Source organism: Hymenobacter sedentarius (genome assembly GCF_001507645.1).
Taxonomy (GTDB): domain Bacteria; phylum Bacteroidota; class Bacteroidia; order Cytophagales; family Hymenobacteraceae; genus Hymenobacter; species Hymenobacter sedentarius.
The window spans coordinates 1,877,491-1,897,200 of the sequence record NZ_CP013909.1; the positions used below are offsets into that span (position 1 = coordinate 1,877,491).

Here is a 19,710-nt window from a genome sequence, read left to right on the forward strand (position 1 = left end):
GGCCTTCAAAAAGGGGAGTGCACAACCGGTGGGACTGTTGTGTGGCCTGGGCAGGCTCCGGAATCGATTGTGGGGATTTAAGGCATAGGCATAAGGGCTAAGATGCGCGGGCTATTCGGCCCGGCAGGGTTGGCTATGAAAGAGAATGCGGCCGTCGGCCTTGTCGTAGGAGGCACCCAGCGTCTCGCTGATGATGTCGAGCTTTTCAAACAGCGGCTCATCACCCAGGCTGAGATTGATGGTGCAGTTGTGCAGGGCCGCGGCATCGTACACAATGGCCACCCCATACGCCTTCTGCAGCGCATCCAGTACCTCGGCCACGGGCCGGTCATTGAAAACAAAAGGCTGCGGGGCCAGAAGCACCGGCTGCGCCACGAGCTCGCGCCGCAGCTCCTGGCGCACGGCCGAATACACAGCCTGCTGATTGGGCAGCACCACTACGCTGGCAGCGGGCGCCCCAGTAGCGGTGGCCCGGGGGCTCACGCGCACCCGGCCCGTTCGCACCTGCACCTGCACTTCGGGCTGCCCTGGGTAGGCCTGCACCCGAAAGCTGGTGCCAAGCACGGTCGTCACCACTTGGTCGGTGTACACCGAGAAGGGGTGCCCGGCGTCATGAAAAACATCGAAAAAAGCCGCCCCGGTGAGGTAAACCGTGCGGCGCGGGCCTGTGAACGAGCGGGGGTATTTCAGGGAGCTGGCCGCCGCCAGGGTGATGAGGCTGCCATCGGGCAGGGCTACGCGGGCTTCGCTCTTAGAAGTGTTTGCATAGACCAGCCAGGCCGTCTTGGTGGTAGTAGGCTTGGTCTTGGGCTGCCATATGGTGAGCAGCTTGGTGGGGCCGGGCACGCTGAGCATGCCCACTACGCCGGCTCCCAAGGCCAGTAGCACTACCGCTGCCCAGCGCACGCCCAGCGAAGGCCATAGCGGGCGGGTAACTTTAGCCTTGGGGAAAGAAACCGAAGGAGAGGCGGCGGTTGTCAGGGTCGCGATGCGTTGCCAAACGGTGGCCACCAGCTCAGCACGTTCCTCGGGCGTGAGGTCGAGCTCCTGCTTGGAGCCGAGGCGCTGGTACCATTCCTCCACGCGCTGTTTTTCCACGGGTGTGCACTCGTTACGTTGGTAACGATGCAGCAGCGCGCGAAAATCCGATTGAGCCATGGCAGTACCACTCTATAGAGTTGCTGATATGATAGTCAATCAACCCGCGCCAATCCCTAATCCCGAGTGAAAAAATATTAGCTAAACAGATATAATTATTGAGCTGATTGCGTGGTTGTCACTTAGCTTCAATCAATTATTGAGCTATTAAGAAAATAGCCAGCACCAGAAATTCCTTGAGGGAAACGCGCAGAAGTTTTAGCGCCCGCGTTAGGTGGTACTCCACGGCCTTGGGCGTGAGCTGCAGTCGCAGCGCAATCTGCGGCACCGTTTGGTACTCAATCCGGCTGAGCTGGAAAACCTCGCGGGTGTGGCCGGATAAGTGCGCCAACCCCATTTTCAACGCCCCCGACAAGTCCAGGGCTGCCAAATTTTGCTCGGTGCTGTAGTCGGCCTCACTGGCTGCTGCGCGGCTGTAGGCGAGGTAGCCGGCGTGGGTCAGTTTGGTCTTCATCAGGTTGATGACCCGGTACTTCACGGCCGACCCCAGGTATTCCTTTAGTTTCTGCACGTCGGTGGTGGCACGCTTGTGCCAGAGCGTGGCAAACAAGTCCTGCACAATTTCTTCGGCGGCTTCGCGCGAATTCACTTTGCGGTACGCCTGCTGAATCAGCTCAAAGCCATAGCGGCTATAAATCTCGGCAAAGGCCTGCTCGTCTCCGTGCTGCAGCGCTTTTAGCAGGGCAGCATCGTCCCAGGAGGCATATAGCCGAAGGTGCTTTGTGCCGGAGTGGTCGGAGAAGTGCTGCATAACAACCTATAATCACCTTGCTACGGCGATTACACGATTCTGTTACCCGGCAGGACGAATAAGTGCTTGGTGGCGGCAAATGCGGCTGCCTGAGGAGCTGTAGCTACTAGCGCCGCCGCACACAGCCCAGGTCCGGGCAGCCTAGCTTGTCTACTTCAGGTTGGTGTTTCGATTGTGCAGGCGGGTGACCTGCCCGGCGCGCTTACCGCTGCGCTTGATGTGGGCACTGGGGGCCCGCTCCAGCACCAGCCGTGGCACGGCGCAGTCGGCCAGCGGCACATTAAGGGTTTTGTAGCCCGCGGCTTCTATGGCCAGCACCTGTCCTTCGTACACGGGCTCGGTAAAGCGGAATTTGCCTTCCGAATCGGTAACGTACACGTCCTGGGTGCCTTTGATGAGCAGGGTGGCGCCTACCAACGGCTGGCCGTTGGGGTCAAACACCTTGCCGCTGATGGGGGCACAGGCCAGCCGCAGGGGCCGCTCGGCTGCTGCGTTGGGCCGGGTAGCCAAGGCAATCCGGTCCCGGGAATTACCGGATTTGGAAGTAGAAGCGGTAGAACCACGTTGCGCGGCGGCGGGCAGGGCGCCACACACGGCAAAGGCAGCAGCGAGGAAAAGTAAACGCATAAGCGAAGAGCGAGGGTAAAAAAGGAAGGACAGAAACGCCACGAGCCAGCCCGAGGCTGCTACGGATGACCTTACCTAACACGCACGATGCCCCACAGAAGTTACCCTTTGCACAAGCAAGCGCGATAGGAAGGCCCGAATACGCGTCAAATTGGCATTCAAGCGGGCCCAACGGCTGGCTTTCACCGCATGTTCACCACGGCGGCGTTAAGTTGCTTCTTCAATTCCACTATATGCGCGCTATCTCACCTCGGTTGTCGTTTCACTACCGCTCCCTGCAAACCACCTGGGTGCTTGGGCTGAGCCTGCTGCTGGCCCCGGCCCGTGGATGGGCCCAGGGGCTAGTCGCGTTTCCGGGCGCCGAAGGCGCGGGGCGCTTTACCACCGGCGGGCGCGGCTCGGCGGCGGTGCCCACCACGGTGTTTGAAGTGACTACCCTCAACGATGACGGCAAGGCTGGCAGCCTGCGCTATGCCTTGAGCCAGCCCGCGGCGGCCCGCACGGTGGTGTTCCGGGTTTCGGGCACCATTCACCTGGCCTCGCCGCTCGAAATCAAGAAAGCCAATACCACCATTGCCGGCCAAACTGCGCCGGGCGATGGCATTTGCCTGGCCGACTACCCCGTGATGGTGCGGGCCAACAACGTCATCGTGCGCTTTATGCGGTTCCGGATGGGCGACAAAAACCAGAACCAGGGCTTTGTGGACGGCGCGGGAGGCGACGACGCCTTTGGCGGCCAGCGCAACAACCACCTCATCGTGGACCACTGCTCGATGAGCTGGAGCACCGACGAGGTATTGTCGGTGTACGAGGGCGACAGCACCACCCTGCAATGGAACCTCATTGCCGAGCCCCTGAACTACTCCTACCATTATGAGAAGGGCGACAAGGACTTCGAGCGCCACGGCTTTGGCGGCATCTGGGGCGGGCAGCACGCCTCGTTTCACCACAACCTATTTGCGCACTGCAAAAACCGCACGCCCCGCTTCAATGGCAGCCGCTACACCCACCCGGCGGGCTTCGAGAACTGCGATTTTAGCAACAACGTCATCTACAACTGGGGCGAAAACAACGTGTACGCCGGCGAGGGCGGCAACTACAACGTGGTGAACAACTACTACAAGCCCGGCCCCAGCACCGACTCCAAAGTGCGCGCCCAGGTGCTGAACCCGTACAAGATTGACAAGGAAACCGGCCGCCTGCCCTACGGAAAGTTCTACCTGACCGGCAACTACGTGGCCGGCGCCCCGGCCATTACGGCCCACAACTGGCGCGGCGTAGTTATGAACGGCGGCACTGCGGCTGATACCGCCCAGTCCAAAGTAGACCAGCCCTTTGTGCTGGGCCCGCTGGCCTTGCAAACCGCCCCGGCGGCCTACGAAGCCGTACTGCTCGGGGCCGGGGCCATCCGCCCGCGGCGCGATACACTCGACCAGCGCATTGTGCGGGAAGTGCGCGCCGGCACCGGCACCATCATCGACGTGCAGGGCCACTACCCACACGGCACGCCCTACAGCGTATCGCAGCGAGCCTGGCCGGTGCTGAAATCATCCCCGGCCCCCGCCGATGCCGACCACGACGGCATGCCCGACGCCTGGGAAAAGGCCCACGGCCTGAACCCCGCCAGCCCCACCGACCGGGCCCTGCGTGCCTCCAACGGCTACACCAATCTAGAAAGCTACCTCAATAGCTTGGTGCCCACTGCTGCCCCAAGTGTCCCAGTTCCAGCCGTACCCAAGCGCAGCAAATAAGCAGTTTCGCTTTTTGAGCTGTCTTGGCTTTTGTGTCAGGCGGTCATGCAGAGCATCGCGAAGCATCTCGCCCGCGCCTCTTGTCATGCAGAGCGCAGCGAAGCATCTTCTCACGTCACCACGATTCGTGCGAACCTGATAAGATGCTTCGCTGCGCTCTGCATGACAAGAGGCGTGGTTGACAAGTGGTGCAAGCCAGATGCTTCGCTCCGCACTGCCTGATGCTACATTTAGCCCATGATTTCATTCTCCGAATACGACCAGCTTGATGCCCTGGCTATGGCTGATTTGGTGCGCACCGGCCAGCTCACGGCCATGGAGTTGTGCGAGGCCGCCATTGCCCGGGCCGGGGCCGTCAATTCGCAAATCAACGCCGTGGTGCACCCGCTGTTCGAGCCGGCCCGGCTGCGGGCCGGAGCGGGGCTGCCCGCCGGGCCCTTGGGCGGCGTACCGTTTCTGCTGAAAGACTTTGGGGCGCAATACGCCGGCGCGCCGCACACCTCGGGCAGCCGCGCGCTGCGCAATTTTGTGCCCGCCGAGGATGCCGAGTTGGTGCGGCGCTGGCAGGCCGCGGGCGTGAACATTCTGGGCAAATCCAACACCCCGGAGTTTGCCCTGATGGGCGTGACCGAGCCGGTTTTGTTCGGCCCCACGCGCAACCCCTGGAACCTGGCCCACACGCCCGGGGGCTCCAGCGGCGGGGCGGCTGCGGCCGTGGCGGCGGGCATCGTGCCGCTGGCCGGTGCCGGCGACGGGGGCGGCTCCATCCGGATTCCGGCGGCCTGCTGTGGCCTGTTCGGGCTGAAACCCAGCCGCGGGCGCGTGCCCACCGGCCCCGAGCAGGGTGAAAAGTGGCAGGGCGCGGCCGTGGAGCACGTGCTCAGCCGCTCGGTGCGCGACAGCGCGGCTATGCTCGACGCCACCCAGGGCCCCGACGCGGGCGCGCCGTACTTTCTGCCCGGCCCGGTGCGGCCGTACCTAGAGGAAGTGGGCCGCCCGCCCGGCCGCTTGCGCATTGCCTTTAGTCTGGGCCACCCGTTGGGCAGCGCCCTGCACCCCGAGTGCATGGCCGCCGTGCGCCACGCCGCCCAACTGCTGGAAAGCCTAGGGCACGATGTGGCCGAAGTGCCGCTACCCTTCGATGGCCGGGCCGTGGCGTCGGCTTTTCTCATGCTGTATTTTGGCGAGACCGGCGCCAGCATCGCGGCCCTGGCCAAGGTGCTGGGCCGCCCCGCCCGGCCCCGCGACGTGGAGCCCACCACCTGGCTGCTTGGCCTGTTGGGCCGCACGTATTCCGCGGCCGACTTCGCCGCCGCCCGCCACACCTGGAACGACAGCGCGCGCCGCATGGGCCGCTTCCACCAAACCTACGACTTGCTGCTCACGCCCACGCTGGCCACGCCGCCCGTGCGCGTTGGCGAGCTGCAGCCCAAGCCCGGCGAGCAGCGACTCCTGAAACTGGTGAACACCTTCGGCCTCGGCGGCCTCATCCGCCGTTCCGGCATCGTGGAGAAGCTGGCTGAGCAAAGCCTCGAAAAGACGCCCTACACGCAGGTAGCCAACCTCACGGGCCAGCCGGCCATGTCGGTGCCCCTGCACTGGACCGCCGACGGCCTGCCGTGCGGCGTGCAGTTCATTGCCCCGCTGGGCGCCGAAGACGTGCTGTTTCGGCTGGCGGGGCAGCTGGAGCAGGCCCAGCCGTGGTTTGCCAGGCGGCCGGTTCTGCCGGGCTAAGGCCACCAGCTAACTTTCAGCATTCAAGAAGTTGAGCTACCCCGGCGAAATACCTAGCCGGCCCAAGCACAAAGAAGCCCGACCGAAGCCAGGCTTTTTGCAAATAAGGTGAGCTGGCAGTTTAGTGCTGGATGCTGACCTTGGTGCTGTAAGTGCCATTGCTGGTCGTCACGCGTACCACGTAGATGCCCGAGGCGAGGCGGCTGGTATTTAGCTCCACGCCGGTTTGCTGCATGCGGGCGGCTGGTACTGCTACGGTCCGCAATACGGTTTTGCCCAGTAGGTCGAGCACGGTCACCTGCATGGGGGCGGCGCTGCTCAGCTGCGTGCGCACGGTGAGCTGGTCCTGGGCTGGGTTGGGGTAGGCTTCCAGGGCCCCGCCCACCACGGCGCCATTCTTATTGGCCAGGGCAATCACCTTGCTGCCGGGAGGCAGGTCGAAGCCGTTGGCAATGCCCGTCACGCGGGGTTGGCCGTTCACGCGGTCGCCTTGCACGGCGCTGTAGCCCATACCACGGCGCGCAAATACGTTCCAAATCAGGTCGGCGTTGGCAGCGCGGTTCGTTACGGAGTCGGCGCGCAGCAGAGCGTCGCGGCCGTCGAGGAAGCCGGGGTTGCAGACCTGCAGCTTGCAGCCGTCGAGCACCAGCTTGAGCATCTTGTTGTTGCCGCCGGTGGCGCTGAAGAAGTCAGCGTTGTAGCCATACTTGTAGATAAACTGCCAGTTCAGGTCCCAGAGCACCGTGGCCCATACTTCGCCCACGTCGTGGGTTTCCTGGAATTTGCCGGTGGTGGTACCGAGCTGGGCGTAGGTGTAGTTGTTTTTTGAGAAGTCGGTGCTGTAAGGCTTGCGGCGGAAGCCGGGGCCCACGTTGTAGGGGTCACCGTTGTCGTAGGTGGCAATGTAGCGGCTGGTTTTGCCGTCGTCGCCGGGGCGAGTCGTCATCCATAGCGCAAAGAAGTCGCTCCAGCCTTCGCCCATGGTCTGGTTGCCGGTGGCCGGATTGAGGCAACTCGCGTTGGCCGGGCCGCCGGTGAGGCGGTTGGTGATGCCGTGGCCAAACTCGTGTGAAACCACGCCGTTATCAAACGAGCCGTCGAACTCCGGGCCCAGAGTTGCGGTAGCATTCAGGGTGCCGCCGGCCAGCAGGGCCGCGCGCAGCTTAAAGCCATCGGCGCCGCTAATGAAAATAGCGGGAATGCGAATCCCGACAGTATCAGCTCCGCCAAAGTTGGTGAGGCCGGTGGTGGCCAGGGAGTCGAACACAATAACGGCGGTGGCGCCGTTGTCCTGGGCGCGCTTCACCTTGGGCGCAAACTGGTTGTTGACCCGCGGGTTGAGCGTGGTGAGCTGGGGGCAGCCGCCGCGCTGAATGAAGGCAATGTTGCCAGCTACGTCGGCCGCGTTTACAAAGGGCGTGGCGCAGGCGTGGTCGCCGCCGTCGGCCGATACGCCGTCATTCACGAGCACCAGCTTGCCCGCCAGGGGCTTCTTGGTGAGCTTGGGGCCAAAGGCAACGCCGGCAAACCTGTAGGTGCCAGCCGCGCTGCTGGCGCCCGTTATGGTCAAGGCGTTGGCGGCGGTGTTGTCGAACAGGTACATCTGCATGCGGCCCGAGCTGCCATCGGGAGGCGTCGAAAAGTTGGCGTTGTTGCGGCCGCTGCCGTCCTGCGATTCGGCCCGCACAAAGTCGTTGCCAAGGCCCTGGCCGGTGAGGTTCTTGTACTGGAAGTTGCCCGATACCTCATCAAACCCTTTGCTCATCATCACGTCGTGGAGCATGTTGTTCCAGTAGAACAGGTTGGTAATGCCCGCGGCGAGGTTGTCGGCATTGCGGGGGCCCTGCGGCTGGTTGAAGGGAAAGTCGAAGTCGCGCGTGGCGCCGCCATCGGGCGAGTTGGTGCTCGACGCCACGTTGCCGCTGCCGGAAGTCGCGGTCATGTTGTCGTCGTAGGCGGCTACGTTGTTGCCGCGCGTGAGCTGCTTGCCCGTCGAGAGGAACGAGTAGCTGTCGGCAAAGAATCCGCTGGGAGCCTTGGCATCGCCCACCTGCCAGCCATAGGGCGAGTACAGCGGATTGGCGGAGCTGAACGGCACGACCACCCGCGGCGAAAGGTCAATGTTTTCGAAAGGCACCGGAATAACCGTCAGGCTATTGGGTGCCCCCAGGGTACCCTTCGGGCTGCGTACGGCGCGCGTAGCGGCAGCGGCCGCTGCTGCGGTAGTCAGCGGCTGGCGGCGCTCCTTATTTTCCAGCACGTGCTGGCGGAAGGTAGCCAGTTCGTTCACTACGTAGTCGTTGCGGTCCAGCATCCGGCCGGTCTGGGCATCGATGCGGGCGCTCCAGAGGTGCTGCTGGTCGAGTTGGGCAATGGTCACGTTCCAGACCAGCACCAGCTTGTCGCCCACGCGCTGGTACATCAGGCGCACCGGAATATTCGCTTCCGAAATGCCGCCATTGTTGAAGAGGAGGCCATCGGCCGCACGGGCTTCTACCAGGCGGCGCAGGGCCACGGGCTGCGGCAGGCTCAGGCTTTTGGCGGCGGCCCCCACGGCTTGCTCTGGCGTGAGGGCCGGCGTGGCGGCAGGCGCTGCGGCTGCGGCGCCCGGCAGAAAGTCCTGGTTGAAAAACACCACTTTGCCGGTTTGGTCGGTGTGCACGGCCCCGGTGGCATTGAATACCGTCAGGCCGTTCACCCGCTGCTGCAGGTAGGTGTGCGTGAGGCCCGTGCTTTGGTCAAAGTAGGAGCTGGTTACGGCGGGGTTGGCTACGTCAGCCGCGCTCAGGCGGCCCTGTGCCTGCACCTTGGCCGAGAAGGAGGCCAGGGCTTGGGCTACTGGTGCCCCCTGCTGCGCTACCGCCAGGCCCGGCATGGCCAAGGCAATTGCCAAGGCCAGCTTACGAGAACCCGAAAGAGTAGGAATTAACGTCATGTAAAGAAAAGAGTGAGAAAATAAAGGGATTGAGCAACAGTCCTTTTGGTAGTTGCTTGGCGAGACGGCCATTCGCCCGAAAAAATTCCGTCTCAACCGCTGTCGTGGAAATTGTCTCAGCGTGTGTTTGGAAATTGTCATGCTGAGTGCAGCGAATCACCTCGCTCGCTTGGTCTGTCATCCTGAGCAGAGCGAAGGACCTTATCACGGTTGCACGAATCGTTGAGCCGTGAGAAGATGCTTCCTTTGTCAGCATAACAAAGAGCGGGGACAAGATGCTTCGCTGCGCTCTGCATGACGGAAATCAGGGGTTTCCAAATCCCAAACAGGCACCAGACGTTTTACTAAAATTGAGCTACTTCACGATGCTTATCCGGCTGGTCATTTGCTCCTGGCCGTGACGCACCTGCAGGTAATAGATGCCGGGCGCTAGGCTGCTCAGGTTGACCTTGTTGGAGTAGTTGTCGCGGGCCGAGCCGGTATATACCCGCTGGCCGAGGGCGTTGGTCACGAGCACGGCGAGGCTGCCTTTGGCATTGGCTCCGTGGATTTCGAGGTCGAACTGGCCCGTAGTGGAGGGGTTGGGGAATACGCTGATGGCGCGCAGCAAGGCGTCCGACGTAGCCGTGACGGCGGTAGCCGTGATGGAAAGGTCGTCGATGTAGAGGTTGCCCTGATTGGCCGCGCTCTTGATGTGGAAGCCCACGTACTGGGTGCCGGCCCCGGCCGGCAGCAGGGCTACCACTGTCGTAGAGGAACCGTCAGCCAGTAGGTAAGACGTGTTGGTAATGGCGGCGTTGGTGTACAGCAGGTTGGTTTGGGCGGCGGCCATAGCGGCCGTGCCCGACGTAACTTCTAGGCTTTCGGTGAAGGAGGAAAGGCTGTTGGCTATGCCTTCGCCCCGGTAGCGGAACGCCACCTGGTAGCGCGAAGTAGCGGCCAGCGTGAGGGGCGGGGTGAAGAACCAGTCGTCGGCCGTCACGTTGTTCAGGGTCAGGCCGGTGTAGCGAATGGCGTTGGTGCCCGAGTTGGGGTTGGTTTTGGTGATGGCCCAAGTCGTGTTGTCGTTGTTGGCGTTCAGTGTGGTGAAGCCGCAGGGCAGGGCCTGGCCTGCCAGAATGGTGTCGAAGTTCTGGTTATAGGGGAAGGCGGCCACGGCCGGGTTCGGGTTGCACAGCGTGGTGAAGCTGATGGGCGTGGCGTAGATGCTGGTGCCGCCGGCCGTGCAGTTGCTGCGCACATGCACCTGGTAGGTGGTGGCCGGGCTCAGGCCGGTGAGCGTCACGGGCGAGGAGCTCGCCGTAACCAGCGTGCCCCCCGACACGGTGTTGAAACCGGTGGGGCCGTACAGAATTTCGTAGTTGGCCGCGCCGCTGGCCGGGGCCGTGAAGGTAATGGTAGCATCGGTAGCGGTGACGTTGCTGGCTGCCAGGGCCGTGGGCGGGGTACAAGTCGGCACCACCGTGCCGAATTCGATGGCCACCCGGGCTTTGGGCGTTACGTTGATAAAGTCATTCCACACCGCCCCATCGGTCGTGTAGTAGAAGGTGCCGGGGCGGATGGGGTTCTCGGTTTGGTAGGAAATGGCAATGTTCGCGGTGCTGGTTTCCTTCACCCCGATGAAGAAGGCCGCGGGTACGGCTACGCTGGGCACGGTCACGGTTACGGCTCCGCCCGCCGATGTGCGGTTCTGCGTGGCTGAAGCATACAGCACTTGGCCGGGCAGCCCGCCCGTTCCGGAAGCATCGTAAATCAGCACCTGAAAGGGAGCCGTGTTAACGGCATTGGCTGCCGCGGCGGCGAACGTCAGCACCACATCACTGAGTACCGAAGCGGCCGACAGCGTGTATTTAGTGGCCAAAACGGCATTGCCCGTGCCGATGCCCACGCCTCCGGTAGCGGCTACCGTGGGGTCGGTGTAAGAAGTGCGGTCGGCCGTGACCTGCTGGCCGTAGGTAGCGGCATTGTTGGCGTTGTTGGCATCGGCCGGAACCGTCACCGTGACGGTGTTGGTGCCGGCCGTGAGGGCGGCGGGGTAATCGGCAAACGTAACTGTGGTGGACGCGCCCGCTGCCAGCGAGGCCACGGTCTTGGTGTCGGTGAAGGTGTTGGCGCCCGTCACATTCAGCGTCACGGCCAGGTTGGTTTGCGTAGTCGTGCCCGCGTTGGTCACCACGGCCTTCACGGCGTGGGGCAGGGCCGTTGGGCTGGCTATTTTGCCCAGGGTATACACCATGGTTACCGCGGCGTCGCTGGCCGGCGCCGTGGCAAAGCGAAACGTACGGCCCAGGTCGGGGGGCACCAGGCGGCGAAAGTTGAGAGTGCTGCTAGCGTACACCCCCGTAATGAAAACGGCCGTTGACCAGGCCGCAGTCGATGACGTTTTATTGACCAAGATGTCCTGCCCGGGGTTGCTGCCCGAGCCTTTGATGCCCACCGTGGGGAAGCGGTTGATGCTGGCCCCGGCCGTGGCCGATACCGTGTTGCCGTACCCGAACTCGATGAGGTTGGTGGTTTCGTAGAGCCGTACCTGAAACTCAAAGTTGTCGAACTGCGTGGCGTTGACGGTGCCGGCTTTGTCTCGCACGTTTTTCCACTGAATGGTGCACACGCGGTTGGGCGCCGTGCCGGTGGTGGCCACGCGGTACTCGGCCGGGCCGGCGCTGCCGTCTTCCAGGTCGAAGTTGAACGGAGCGAGCAGGTTGACATCGGCGGCGCTTGGGCTGGTGATGGGGTCGACGCCCGCGGCCTGGCCGTTTTCGTACGCCGCAAACAGGTTGGCGACCGAAGGCGCCGCGCTGCCCAAGCGCATGATGCCGTTGGTGTTGAGCACAAACTGCGTGAAGGTGCCGCCATTGTAGCTAAAGCTGAACCCGATGTTTTGGGCCGCCGAGTTGGCATTATCCGTGTTGGCCGTGGCGATGACGGTGCTGCCGGCTACCGTGGCCAGGTCGGTGTAGGTGCCGGGCACATTGGTAGCCGTCGCGGTAGAATAATTCAAAAGCTGTGCCTGCGCGGCTACGGTAGTTCCGCCAGCCAGCAGCGCTGCCAAGCTGAACCTTTGTAAACGACGAGTCCAGATTCCCAGAGAGTAAGGATTTATCATGTAAAACGAAAAGGGAGAAAAAAATGAGGCTTTAAAACATTCTAAGCAGGCTATATGTCCGCTCAATTAAAATTGGATGAAGATTCGGACCTACAATATCTTGATTATTTTCTGGAGTATTAATTACATGTAGCCGATTTTGTGTTCTTGCCAAGAAATAGCATATTCTCAGCATCAGCCAAGCTTGGAGTTGGCCTAGGAGGTGCTGGGAAAGTCGAGCTTATTTATACAAGTTGCTTGAGTCGATAACCGGCCCCAGCCCCTCCTATGGTCTTGCCCACATGCTGTGTGCCAGCCAGCCAAAGCGCCGCAACAGCTGCGTGCCCAAGTCCCCGCTCCTGATTTAATAACCGCCCATGCGCCGCCCTACGGCCCGGGTACAGCGCCGCACCAGGGGCCCGGAAGGTGGTGTTTGCATGGCTCGCTCAGGGGCCGCAGCCAGGGCTTTTCAGCCCAACGGCATCAGCGCGCCGGAGTAGCAGGCATTTGACTGGTGGCAAAGGAGGCCCACACCGCCCGGGGCATTAGCCGGCTCCATCAGGCAGTTCGCCTGCTCCGTTTTACTCCGGCTTCTTTTTTACCACCGAAATGCTGCCGTCGCGCTCCAGGCGCACAATTTCATCCTCATCAAGCGTCTCGAGGTGGCCGCTTTCGCGCACGCCTTCCATGAGGTCTTTGCGGGAGAGGTTGTTGCGGGAGAGGTTTTCCTGGTTGATTTGGCCGTTTTCTACCAGCACGTACTCATCGCCCTTCACCAGCCGGCCCACCAGGTGGCTGTGAAACGAGCCCCAGGCCAGCAGCCGCCGCAGCCCCACCAGCACCAGGCAGGCCAGCAGCGTGCCGCAAAACGGCGACGCCGCCACCACCGTCCGGCTCAGCACGGCGCCCAGCATAATCTTCACCACGATATCAAAGGTGGCATTGCCGCCGAACGTGCGCTTGCCCGATACCCGCAGTAGCAAGAGCGCCGCAAAAAACACCAGCAAGGCCCGCGTCATCATCTGCAGGGCGGTGATGGTGGTGGAGGTGGCGTGCAGCCCAAATAGCGTATCCCAAAGCTCTTTCATGACGCGGGGCTAGTGCTGCGCGTGCTCTAGTAGCGCGTGCGCCCGCTCGGGGCCCACGCGGCGCAGCACCTTAAGGCTTTGCCCTTTTACCTGGTTATAAGAGACAAAAAAATGCTCGATTTCGTGCAGCATCTCGCCGGAGAGGTTGGCAATGGTGTGGATGCTTTTGTGCTCGCGCGAGTCGGCGGCCACGGCCAGCAGCCGGTCGTTGCGCACGGTCTGGCCGTCTTTTTCCTCCTGCTCAATTTCGAGGGCCCCAATCAGGCGGGCTTCCACCACGCAGCCCGGAAACGTGGGCGCGTCGAGCAGGAGCAGCACGTCGAGCGGGTCGCCGTCTTCGGCCTGGGTAGAGGGCACAAAGCCAAAGTCAAAGGGGAAACTGTGGCCTTCGGGCAGCACGCCTTTCAGCTTGAAGGCTTGCAGTTCGGGGTCGAAGGCCACCTTGTTGCGGCCGCCCTTCGGCGTTTCGACCACTACGTGCACGCGCTGGTGGGAGTGCGGCACCCGGGCGGGCAGTTGGTGCAGGGGTTTTGTCATGGCGCAAAGGGGCCGATGGCCGCTTGTTTGGCTCTTATGACGGCCAATGTTACGCGCATGTTACCAGTGTTCAGCTTAGGGGTTTGGTATCTGCCTGAAAGCCAAAGAAGCCCCGGCTGCACGCGCTGCCGGGGCTTCTTTGGCTTTCAGGAAGGGGCGCCTGGCCGCGCCGAAGCTGGGTTATCGGAACACGGCGTTGAGCACGCCCGCCAGCCGGATGCCGGCCTTGAGAATCTGCTGCTCCACTAAAGGGCCAAAGGCGGGGTAAAAGCGGTAGTCGAACTTGGGGCTGGTGGCCGCGGCGGCGTACACCGGCGTGCACAGCTGGTAGGACTCAAACAGCCACGTGGCCATATCGTCCTTCTGCCACTGCTTCACTTGGGACGAAGTGGCGTGGTCGTAGGCCTGGGCCATTTCGGAGTAGGTGAAGCCGGGGTACTCCACCAGGTCGCCGTCCCAGATGCTGTGCAGGTTGGTGTCGTGCCCGCGCCAGCTCACCAGGATGCTGTTGCCGCCGCGGTCTTCGCCGTGGCCCACGTGCAGGGGCTGGTGCACGTCGCCCACCAAGTGCACCAGGAATTTCAAGGCAAACAGCTTCTCGGCGGCCGTTTTGCTGGGGTCTTTCAGGTCCTTGCGCACCTGCAGCAGCGCCGTGTAGGCATTGGTAGGCGGGATAATCGGCGTCGCGTTTAGCTGGGCCGTGAAAGCCGGGAAGTTGAGGCCGGACGCCACGTTGAGGTAGTGCCAGGGGCCCGTGCTGCTGTACTGCGGGTCCGAGCGGACTTCATCGGGCCAGGTGCTCACCAGCGGCAGGGTTTCGGTGCCCAGCAGGCGGGCTATTTCGCGCTTGGCGGAGCTGGAAAGGTGGTTTTCGGCAATTTTGGCCACGGCCCGGTGGCCCACCACGCCCCAGGCCAGCAGGCTAAAGGGCGCACACAGCAACACCAGCAGGGCAATACACTTTCTAAACATCGGGCAGGAATAACAGATGAGCAAATCGGTTTTCGGAAAATCCGGCCTGCGGCCAAGGGGTAGGACCACAAAGCTAGTGCTGGAAGCTTCCCGTTGCTACCCTTGCACGAACGGGTCGGTCATTGAATTTCACCCGCTAAAGGTGTTCGAATCTACTGTTTAGCTTACTAAATTTGGCTGCTCATTTTCCTTCCTCCCGAGGACCTATCCCGAGCACCGCATGCAGCTGCACGTTATTACCGATTCCCCCGAGCTATTTATTGGCCACGACACGGATAATCAATGGCTTTATGTTGACTGGAAAGGGGAGCACGACCAGGAATCGTCGCAGGCCGCCTGCCTGCTGATGCTCGAGAGCCTGCGGGCCTGGCCCTGCCACAAAATCCTCAACGACAACTCCGGCATTACCAGCACCACCGTGCAGCTCACCCTGTGGGGCGCGTGGTGGCTGAACGAAATGCGCACCGCCGGCTTGCAATACATTGCCTGGGTGCTGCCGCGCAGCTTGCTGGCCCGGCAAGCCGTCGAAACCGTGGTGCATGCCATTGACGCGCCCCGCGTGGGCACCTTCGACGACGTGGCTTCGGCCTACGTATGGCTGCAGCAACAGCAGCCCGAACCGCAGTTGAGCTGAATATTGAGCTGATGTAAGACCCGCGGGCCGTGTGCCAGCCCCAATTCCTGCCGCGCCCATGTACTGCAACCCCGTCCTCGACGAAAACTTCCCGGACCCCACCATCATCCGCGCCGCCGATGGCTGGTACTACGCCTACGGCACCCAAACCAAGCGCCACGGCGTCATCCTCAACCTGCAGGTGGCCCGCTCCCGCAACCTAATTAACTGGGAGCACCTGGGCGAGGGGCTGCCCCACAAGCCGCGGTGGGCCACCGCCAGCCAGAAAATCTGGGCCCCGCACGTGAGCGAGCACGGCGGCCGCTATTACCTGTACTACTCCACCCGGCCCGACGGCACCGATTACTTCAGCCTGGCCCTGGCCGTGGCCGATGCCCCCGCCGGCCCGTTTGTCGACGTTGGCTACCCGTTGCTCCCCGGCCCCGGCTTCACCTGCATCGACCCCATGGCGTTCGACGACCCCGCCACCGGCCAGCGGCTGCTCTACTGGGGGTCGGGGTTTGGCCCCATCTGGGTGCGCGAGCTGGCCGACGACCGCCTCGGTTTCCGGCCGGGCAGTGAGGCGCGGGCCGTGCTTCACCCCACCATTTCCAACGACCCCGACGACTACCACCGCCTCGTGGAAGCCGCCTGGGTGCACTACCGCGACGGCTGGTACTACCTGTTTTTTTCGGGTGATAACTGCTGCGGCGTCAACGCCCACTACGCCGTGCTGGTGGCCCGCGCCCGCCACGCCACCGGGCCCTTCGAAACCTACGCCACCGCCACCGCCGACCCGCACGCGGCCCTGCTCGCGGCCAACGCCCACTGGCGCGCCCCGGGCCACAACTGCGTGGTGACCGATGCCGCCGGGCAGGACTGGCTGGCCTACCACGCCATCGACCCGCGCCAGCCCACCTTCGACGCCATCGACGATTCCGAAGGCTATTCCCGCCGCATCCTGCTCCTGGATAGGCTCATCTACGCCAACGGCTGGCCCATGGTGGCCACCAGCTCGCCCTCCTGGCAGCCCCAGCCCGCGCCCGTAGGGCAATAGCTGGCCATCTTATTAGTTAATGTATGGCAACCCCGGCTCTAAGGTGCTGCGTAGGTGCGCGGTGGCAAGTACACTATATTAATAATACAATATCGTTTCAACGGCGCTCCAACTGCCCTGTTTTTCCGTATCTTGGGCAGTATCCGCAGTAGTTTCTTGTCTATGCCGTTTGTAGTACCGTTTCTCCGTTTTGTTAGCCGTCGCTTGTGGGTGGTGGTACTTGGGCTCGCATTTGCCCAGCCGGTGTTGGGCCAGGCCCTGGTGCCCGAAACCCAGTGCCTGATGCTGCCCATGGAGCCCGCCGTCCGGGCCCGGCAGGCGGCGCTGGTGGTCGAAGCAGAAGTGCTCGATGCCCAAAGCTTTTGGGATACCGACCACCACCGCTTGTTTACCCGGCACCGCATGCGGGTGTTTTCCCTGCTTAAGGGCCAAGTGGCCGATACCACCGGCCTCGTGCTCATCACTGAAGGCGGCCGCCTGGGCTTCGACCAGCAAATCCTCACCAACACGCTTAGCCTGGCCGCCGGGCAGCAGGGCGTTTTCTTCCTGACCCGCGCGCCTTGGACCGGCCTGCCCACTACTGCCGGCCGCGCCTGGACGCCCTATGGCAGCGAGCAGGGCTTCATTGCGTACAACTTGGCCGAGCGCACCGCCACCGAGCCTTTTCGGACGTATCCGGCCCTCGATGCTACCTTCTACAAAGGCATTACCCAGCTCACCGGGCAGGGGCGCCGGGTATTGCAGCCCAACCCGGCCCTGGCAGCCCCATTACCGGCCACCATGCAGCGTGGCACCTTGGCCCCCGTCGTTGCCAACTTCGGTCCCCAAATCATCCCCGCTGGCGCCGGGGCTTTGCTTACCATCAACGGAACGGGGTTTGGTAGCGCCCGGGGCAGTGGCTTTGTGGAGTTCCGCAACGCCGACGACGGCGGGACCACCCGCGTGAAGGCCCGCGACAAAGACTATGTTTCCTGGACGGATACCCGCATTGAGGTGCGCGTGCCCTCATCGGCCATCGGCGGCAGCCCGGCTGGTTCCGGCACCGTGCGCGTAACCACCAGCGACCAGCAAATCGTGGACAGCGGGGGCACCCTCACCGTCGTATACGCCCTCACCAATGTGGAAAGCACCACCGGCCTCATTGCCCGGCCCAACCACATTGCCCAGAACGCATCCGGTGGAGTCACCTTTCACTTCGGGCCCAATTTCGCTTCCAATGCCGCGGCGGCGGCGGCCTGGCAGCGGGCCCTGGCCACCTGGCGCTGCCAAACGGGCATCAACTGGGAAGTAGGCACCCCGGCCACGGCCAATACCATTGCCGACGATAACCAGAACGTGGTGGCTTTCGACGCGGGTGCCCAGCTGCCCGCCCTCGTGCTGGGCCGCACCACCAGTTATTACGCCGGCTGCCAGGTGCCGGGCGGCGAGGTAGTGTTTTGGGTGAAAGAGGTGGACATGCAGTTCGACGATGGTGCCAACTTTCAGTTTGGGCCCGCCTTCGCCATTGGCGCGCTCGGCCAGATTGACTTTGAGACGGTGGCGGTGCACGAGCTGGGCCATGCGCACCAGTTGGGCCACCTCATCCTGCCCGGCGCGGTGATGCACTACTCCATTGCCCGGGGCCAGAACACGCGCACCCTCAGCTCCAGCAGCGACATTGCCGGCGGCCGCCAGGTGCTCCGCGTGCGCAGCTTCAAGAGCCTGGGCTGCAGCAACCAGCCCATGCTGCCGGCTCCCCTCACCAGCTTTAGCGCCAAATACGAAAAGGCCACCGGCGTTACCCTAACCTGGACCACGCGCGACGAGTGCTTCCTCAACAACTTCGTGGTGGAGCGCAGCGTGGGCAGCGACACCACTTCTTGGAAGCGGCTGGGCGTAGTGGCTACCCGGCCGGGCGGCCAGTACCAGTTTTTTGATGCGCAGGTGCCCGGTGGCTTGCTCTACTACCGCCTCCGACTGACCCGGCCCGATGGCTCGCTCGACAACGTGGCCCCCACCTTGCTCTCCACCGAAGGCACCAGCGCGGCGGTGGTGGTTTTCCCAAACCCTGCCACCGAAGACCAACTGCAAGTGCAGTACCCGGCCACCCTGGAAGGGACCGTGGTGTTCCGGTTTTACGACAGCGTCGGGCGCCGAATACGCACCACCAGCATCGCTACGGTAGCCGGCCTGAACATCCTGCCCCTGAACATTGCCGGCCTGAGGCCCGGCTTTTACGTTCTGCGCTGGCGCGATGCCCAGGGCAATACCGGCAGCCGCAAGTTTGTGCGGCAGTAAGCCACGGGGCGTTGGGGTTGCTTAGTAGTGCCTAGAGGCTGCGCCCCGTGGGCGTGGCTGCCGCGGCCGCGGCTGGTGCCACGGTATAGCTGGCCAGTTGGGCTGCGTCGAGGTTGCCGTTGAACCATTCGTCTTCGATGGTGGCGCCCAGCTTTTTGTAGAAGGCGATGGCGGGCTCGTTCCAGTCCAGCACCTGCCACTTTAGGCGAACGGCGCCGGTAGCGCGGGCTTCGGCCACCACGGCATCAAACAGCAGCCGGCCAAAGCCGCCGCGCCGCGCCGGCTCGGTTACTACCAGGTCTTCCAGGTACAGCATCCGGCCTTTCCAGGTCGAATAGGCGGTGTAGAACAAGGCGATGCCGATGATTTCGGTCGCGTTGTTTTCGAGCACGAAAAAGCTGAAAATGGGGGCGGGCCCAAACCCGTCGCGCTGCATGGCGGCCAGGGTGTTGGTGACGGCGTCCGGGGCGCGCTCGTACTCGGCTAGCTCCTGGATAAGGGCGAGTACCTGGGGCAGGTCGGCTTCCACGCCGCGGCGCAGCACAATGTTGTTTTCCATAAAAAAAGGCGCCGGGTCGGCCGCGCTAAAAAGAAATTGGGCCGCCACCACCTCAGCAGCAACGGCCCAACAAATCAGGTATCAGGAACAAGTAATCAGCCCTGCCAAACCAATGCCGCTTCTGGTCGAAGCTAGAAGCAGCCCAATTTCGACAAGTGGTTGATTTACATCTGCTGCTGCATTTTTTTGATGTCTTCGGTGGCATTCACCGAGTTCAGCTCCCGGTATTGCTCGGGCTGCTTGGCGCCTTTAGTGGTGTCGGGGGCGGCGGGCAGGGGCGGCAGCGGGGTGGTGGCAATGTCATCGGCGCTTTCGGGCTCCGAAGGGCCGCACGATGGCAAGGTGAAGGAAAGCAAAGCTGCGGCCAGCAGGCCGGTGAGAAGCGTTTTTTTCATGTGTGGGAAAACGAATTTGGGCGCAAGTTACGCACGGAGTGTGGCTTGCGACATGAAGAGTTGGGCTCTTCGTACGGTGAATTTTGCCCTGCCGTTGGGCTCCTGAGCAAATGGACGGTTGAAGTGGCGGAATGAGTCCTCGCGGCCGCAGTGCGGAGCTCCGCTTCGCCG

15 protein-coding genes are annotated in these 19,710 nt (G+C 62.8%); 5 read left to right on the forward strand and 10 right to left on the reverse strand.

Annotated elements, in window-relative coordinates; translation table 11 throughout:
* Positions 1 to 111: 111 nt before the first annotated feature.
* From AUC43_RS07740 to AUC43_RS07750, 3 genes are all read right to left on the reverse strand, one after another.
* Positions 112 to 1,158: a FecR family protein gene (locus AUC43_RS07740; RefSeq protein ID WP_082684979.1), complete on the reverse strand. Its 1,047-nt coding sequence runs from the start codon at positions 1,156 to 1,158 to the stop codon at positions 112 to 114.
* 136 nt (positions 1,159 to 1,294) lie between these two features.
* On the reverse strand, positions 1,295 to 1,909 hold the full coding sequence (locus tag AUC43_RS07745; RefSeq protein WP_068191648.1) for an RNA polymerase sigma factor: 615 nt from the start codon (positions 1,907 to 1,909) through the stop codon (positions 1,295 to 1,297).
* Between the two features lie 150 nt (positions 1,910 to 2,059).
* A complete protein-coding gene (locus AUC43_RS07750; RefSeq protein ID WP_082684980.1) occupies positions 2,060 to 2,536 on the reverse strand; it encodes a carboxypeptidase-like regulatory domain-containing protein in 477 nt (158 codons plus the stop codon).
* A gap of 233 nt (positions 2,537 to 2,769) precedes the next feature.
* Between AUC43_RS07750 and AUC43_RS07755 the strand changes: the two genes are divergently transcribed.
* Positions 2,770 to 4,287, forward strand: a complete 1,518-nt coding sequence (locus tag AUC43_RS07755; protein WP_068191652.1) for a pectate lyase family protein — start codon at positions 2,770 to 2,772, stop codon at positions 4,285 to 4,287.
* A gap of 237 nt (positions 4,288 to 4,524) precedes the next feature.
* A complete protein-coding gene (locus AUC43_RS07760) occupies positions 4,525 to 6,021 on the forward strand; it encodes an amidase (RefSeq protein ID WP_068191654.1) in 1,497 nt (498 codons plus the stop codon).
* Between the two features lie 121 nt (positions 6,022 to 6,142).
* Here AUC43_RS07760 and AUC43_RS07765 read toward each other — a convergent pair whose 3' ends face one another.
* From AUC43_RS07765 to AUC43_RS07790, 5 genes are all read right to left on the reverse strand, one after another.
* Positions 6,143 to 8,956 (reverse strand): M36 family metallopeptidase, encoded by a 2,814-nt coding sequence (locus AUC43_RS07765; RefSeq protein ID WP_199243513.1) that lies wholly within the window; start codon positions 8,954 to 8,956, stop codon positions 6,143 to 6,145.
* Positions 8,957 to 9,311: 355 nt separating this feature from the next.
* Complete coding sequence (locus AUC43_RS07775) at positions 9,312 to 11,957, reverse strand: fibronectin type III domain-containing protein (protein WP_199243514.1); 2,646 nt, start codon at positions 11,955 to 11,957, stop codon at positions 9,312 to 9,314.
* Between the two features lie 665 nt (positions 11,958 to 12,622).
* Positions 12,623 to 13,129 carry a DUF421 domain-containing protein gene (locus AUC43_RS07780; RefSeq protein WP_068191666.1) on the reverse strand — a complete coding sequence of 169 codons (507 nt, stop codon included), beginning with the start codon at positions 13,127 to 13,129 and terminating at the stop codon, positions 12,623 to 12,625.
* 9 nt (positions 13,130 to 13,138) lie between these two features.
* Positions 13,139 to 13,666 carry an inorganic diphosphatase gene (locus tag AUC43_RS07785; RefSeq protein WP_068191667.1) on the reverse strand — a complete coding sequence of 176 codons (528 nt, stop codon included), beginning with the start codon at positions 13,664 to 13,666 and terminating at the stop codon, positions 13,139 to 13,141.
* A 180-nt stretch (positions 13,667 to 13,846) separates the two neighbouring features.
* Positions 13,847 to 14,638, reverse strand: a complete 792-nt coding sequence (locus AUC43_RS07790) for a S1/P1 nuclease (protein ID WP_068191669.1) — start codon at positions 14,636 to 14,638, stop codon at positions 13,847 to 13,849.
* A 220-nt stretch (positions 14,639 to 14,858) separates the two neighbouring features.
* On the opposite strand from AUC43_RS07790, the gene AUC43_RS07795 reads away from it, so the two are divergent.
* The 3 genes from AUC43_RS07795 (at position 14,859) to AUC43_RS07805 (ending at position 18,585) form a co-directional block, all read left to right on the forward strand.
* Positions 14,859 to 15,272, forward strand: coding sequence for a hypothetical protein (locus tag AUC43_RS07795; protein ID WP_068191671.1), 414 nt, complete (start codon positions 14,859 to 14,861; stop codon positions 15,270 to 15,272).
* A 58-nt stretch (positions 15,273 to 15,330) separates the two neighbouring features.
* The gene (locus AUC43_RS07800; RefSeq protein ID WP_068191674.1) at positions 15,331 to 16,308 is read left to right on the forward strand and encodes a glycoside hydrolase family 43 protein; all 978 of its coding nucleotides are present in this window, start codon (positions 15,331 to 15,333) and stop codon (positions 16,306 to 16,308) included.
* Between the two features lie 162 nt (positions 16,309 to 16,470).
* A complete protein-coding gene (locus AUC43_RS07805; protein WP_082684983.1) occupies positions 16,471 to 18,585 on the forward strand; it encodes a T9SS type A sorting domain-containing protein in 2,115 nt (704 codons plus the stop codon).
* 31 nt (positions 18,586 to 18,616) lie between these two features.
* On the opposite strand, the gene AUC43_RS07810 is transcribed toward AUC43_RS07805, so the two are convergent.
* Both AUC43_RS07810 and AUC43_RS07815 read right to left on the reverse strand, forming a co-directional pair.
* A complete protein-coding gene (locus tag AUC43_RS07810; RefSeq protein WP_068198384.1) occupies positions 18,617 to 19,144 on the reverse strand; it encodes a GNAT family N-acetyltransferase in 528 nt (175 codons plus the stop codon).
* A gap of 164 nt (positions 19,145 to 19,308) precedes the next feature.
* Positions 19,309 to 19,539 carry a hypothetical protein gene (locus AUC43_RS07815; RefSeq protein WP_068191678.1) on the reverse strand — a complete coding sequence of 77 codons (231 nt, stop codon included), beginning with the start codon at positions 19,537 to 19,539 and terminating at the stop codon, positions 19,309 to 19,311.
* Positions 19,540 to 19,710 lie beyond the last annotated feature (171 nt).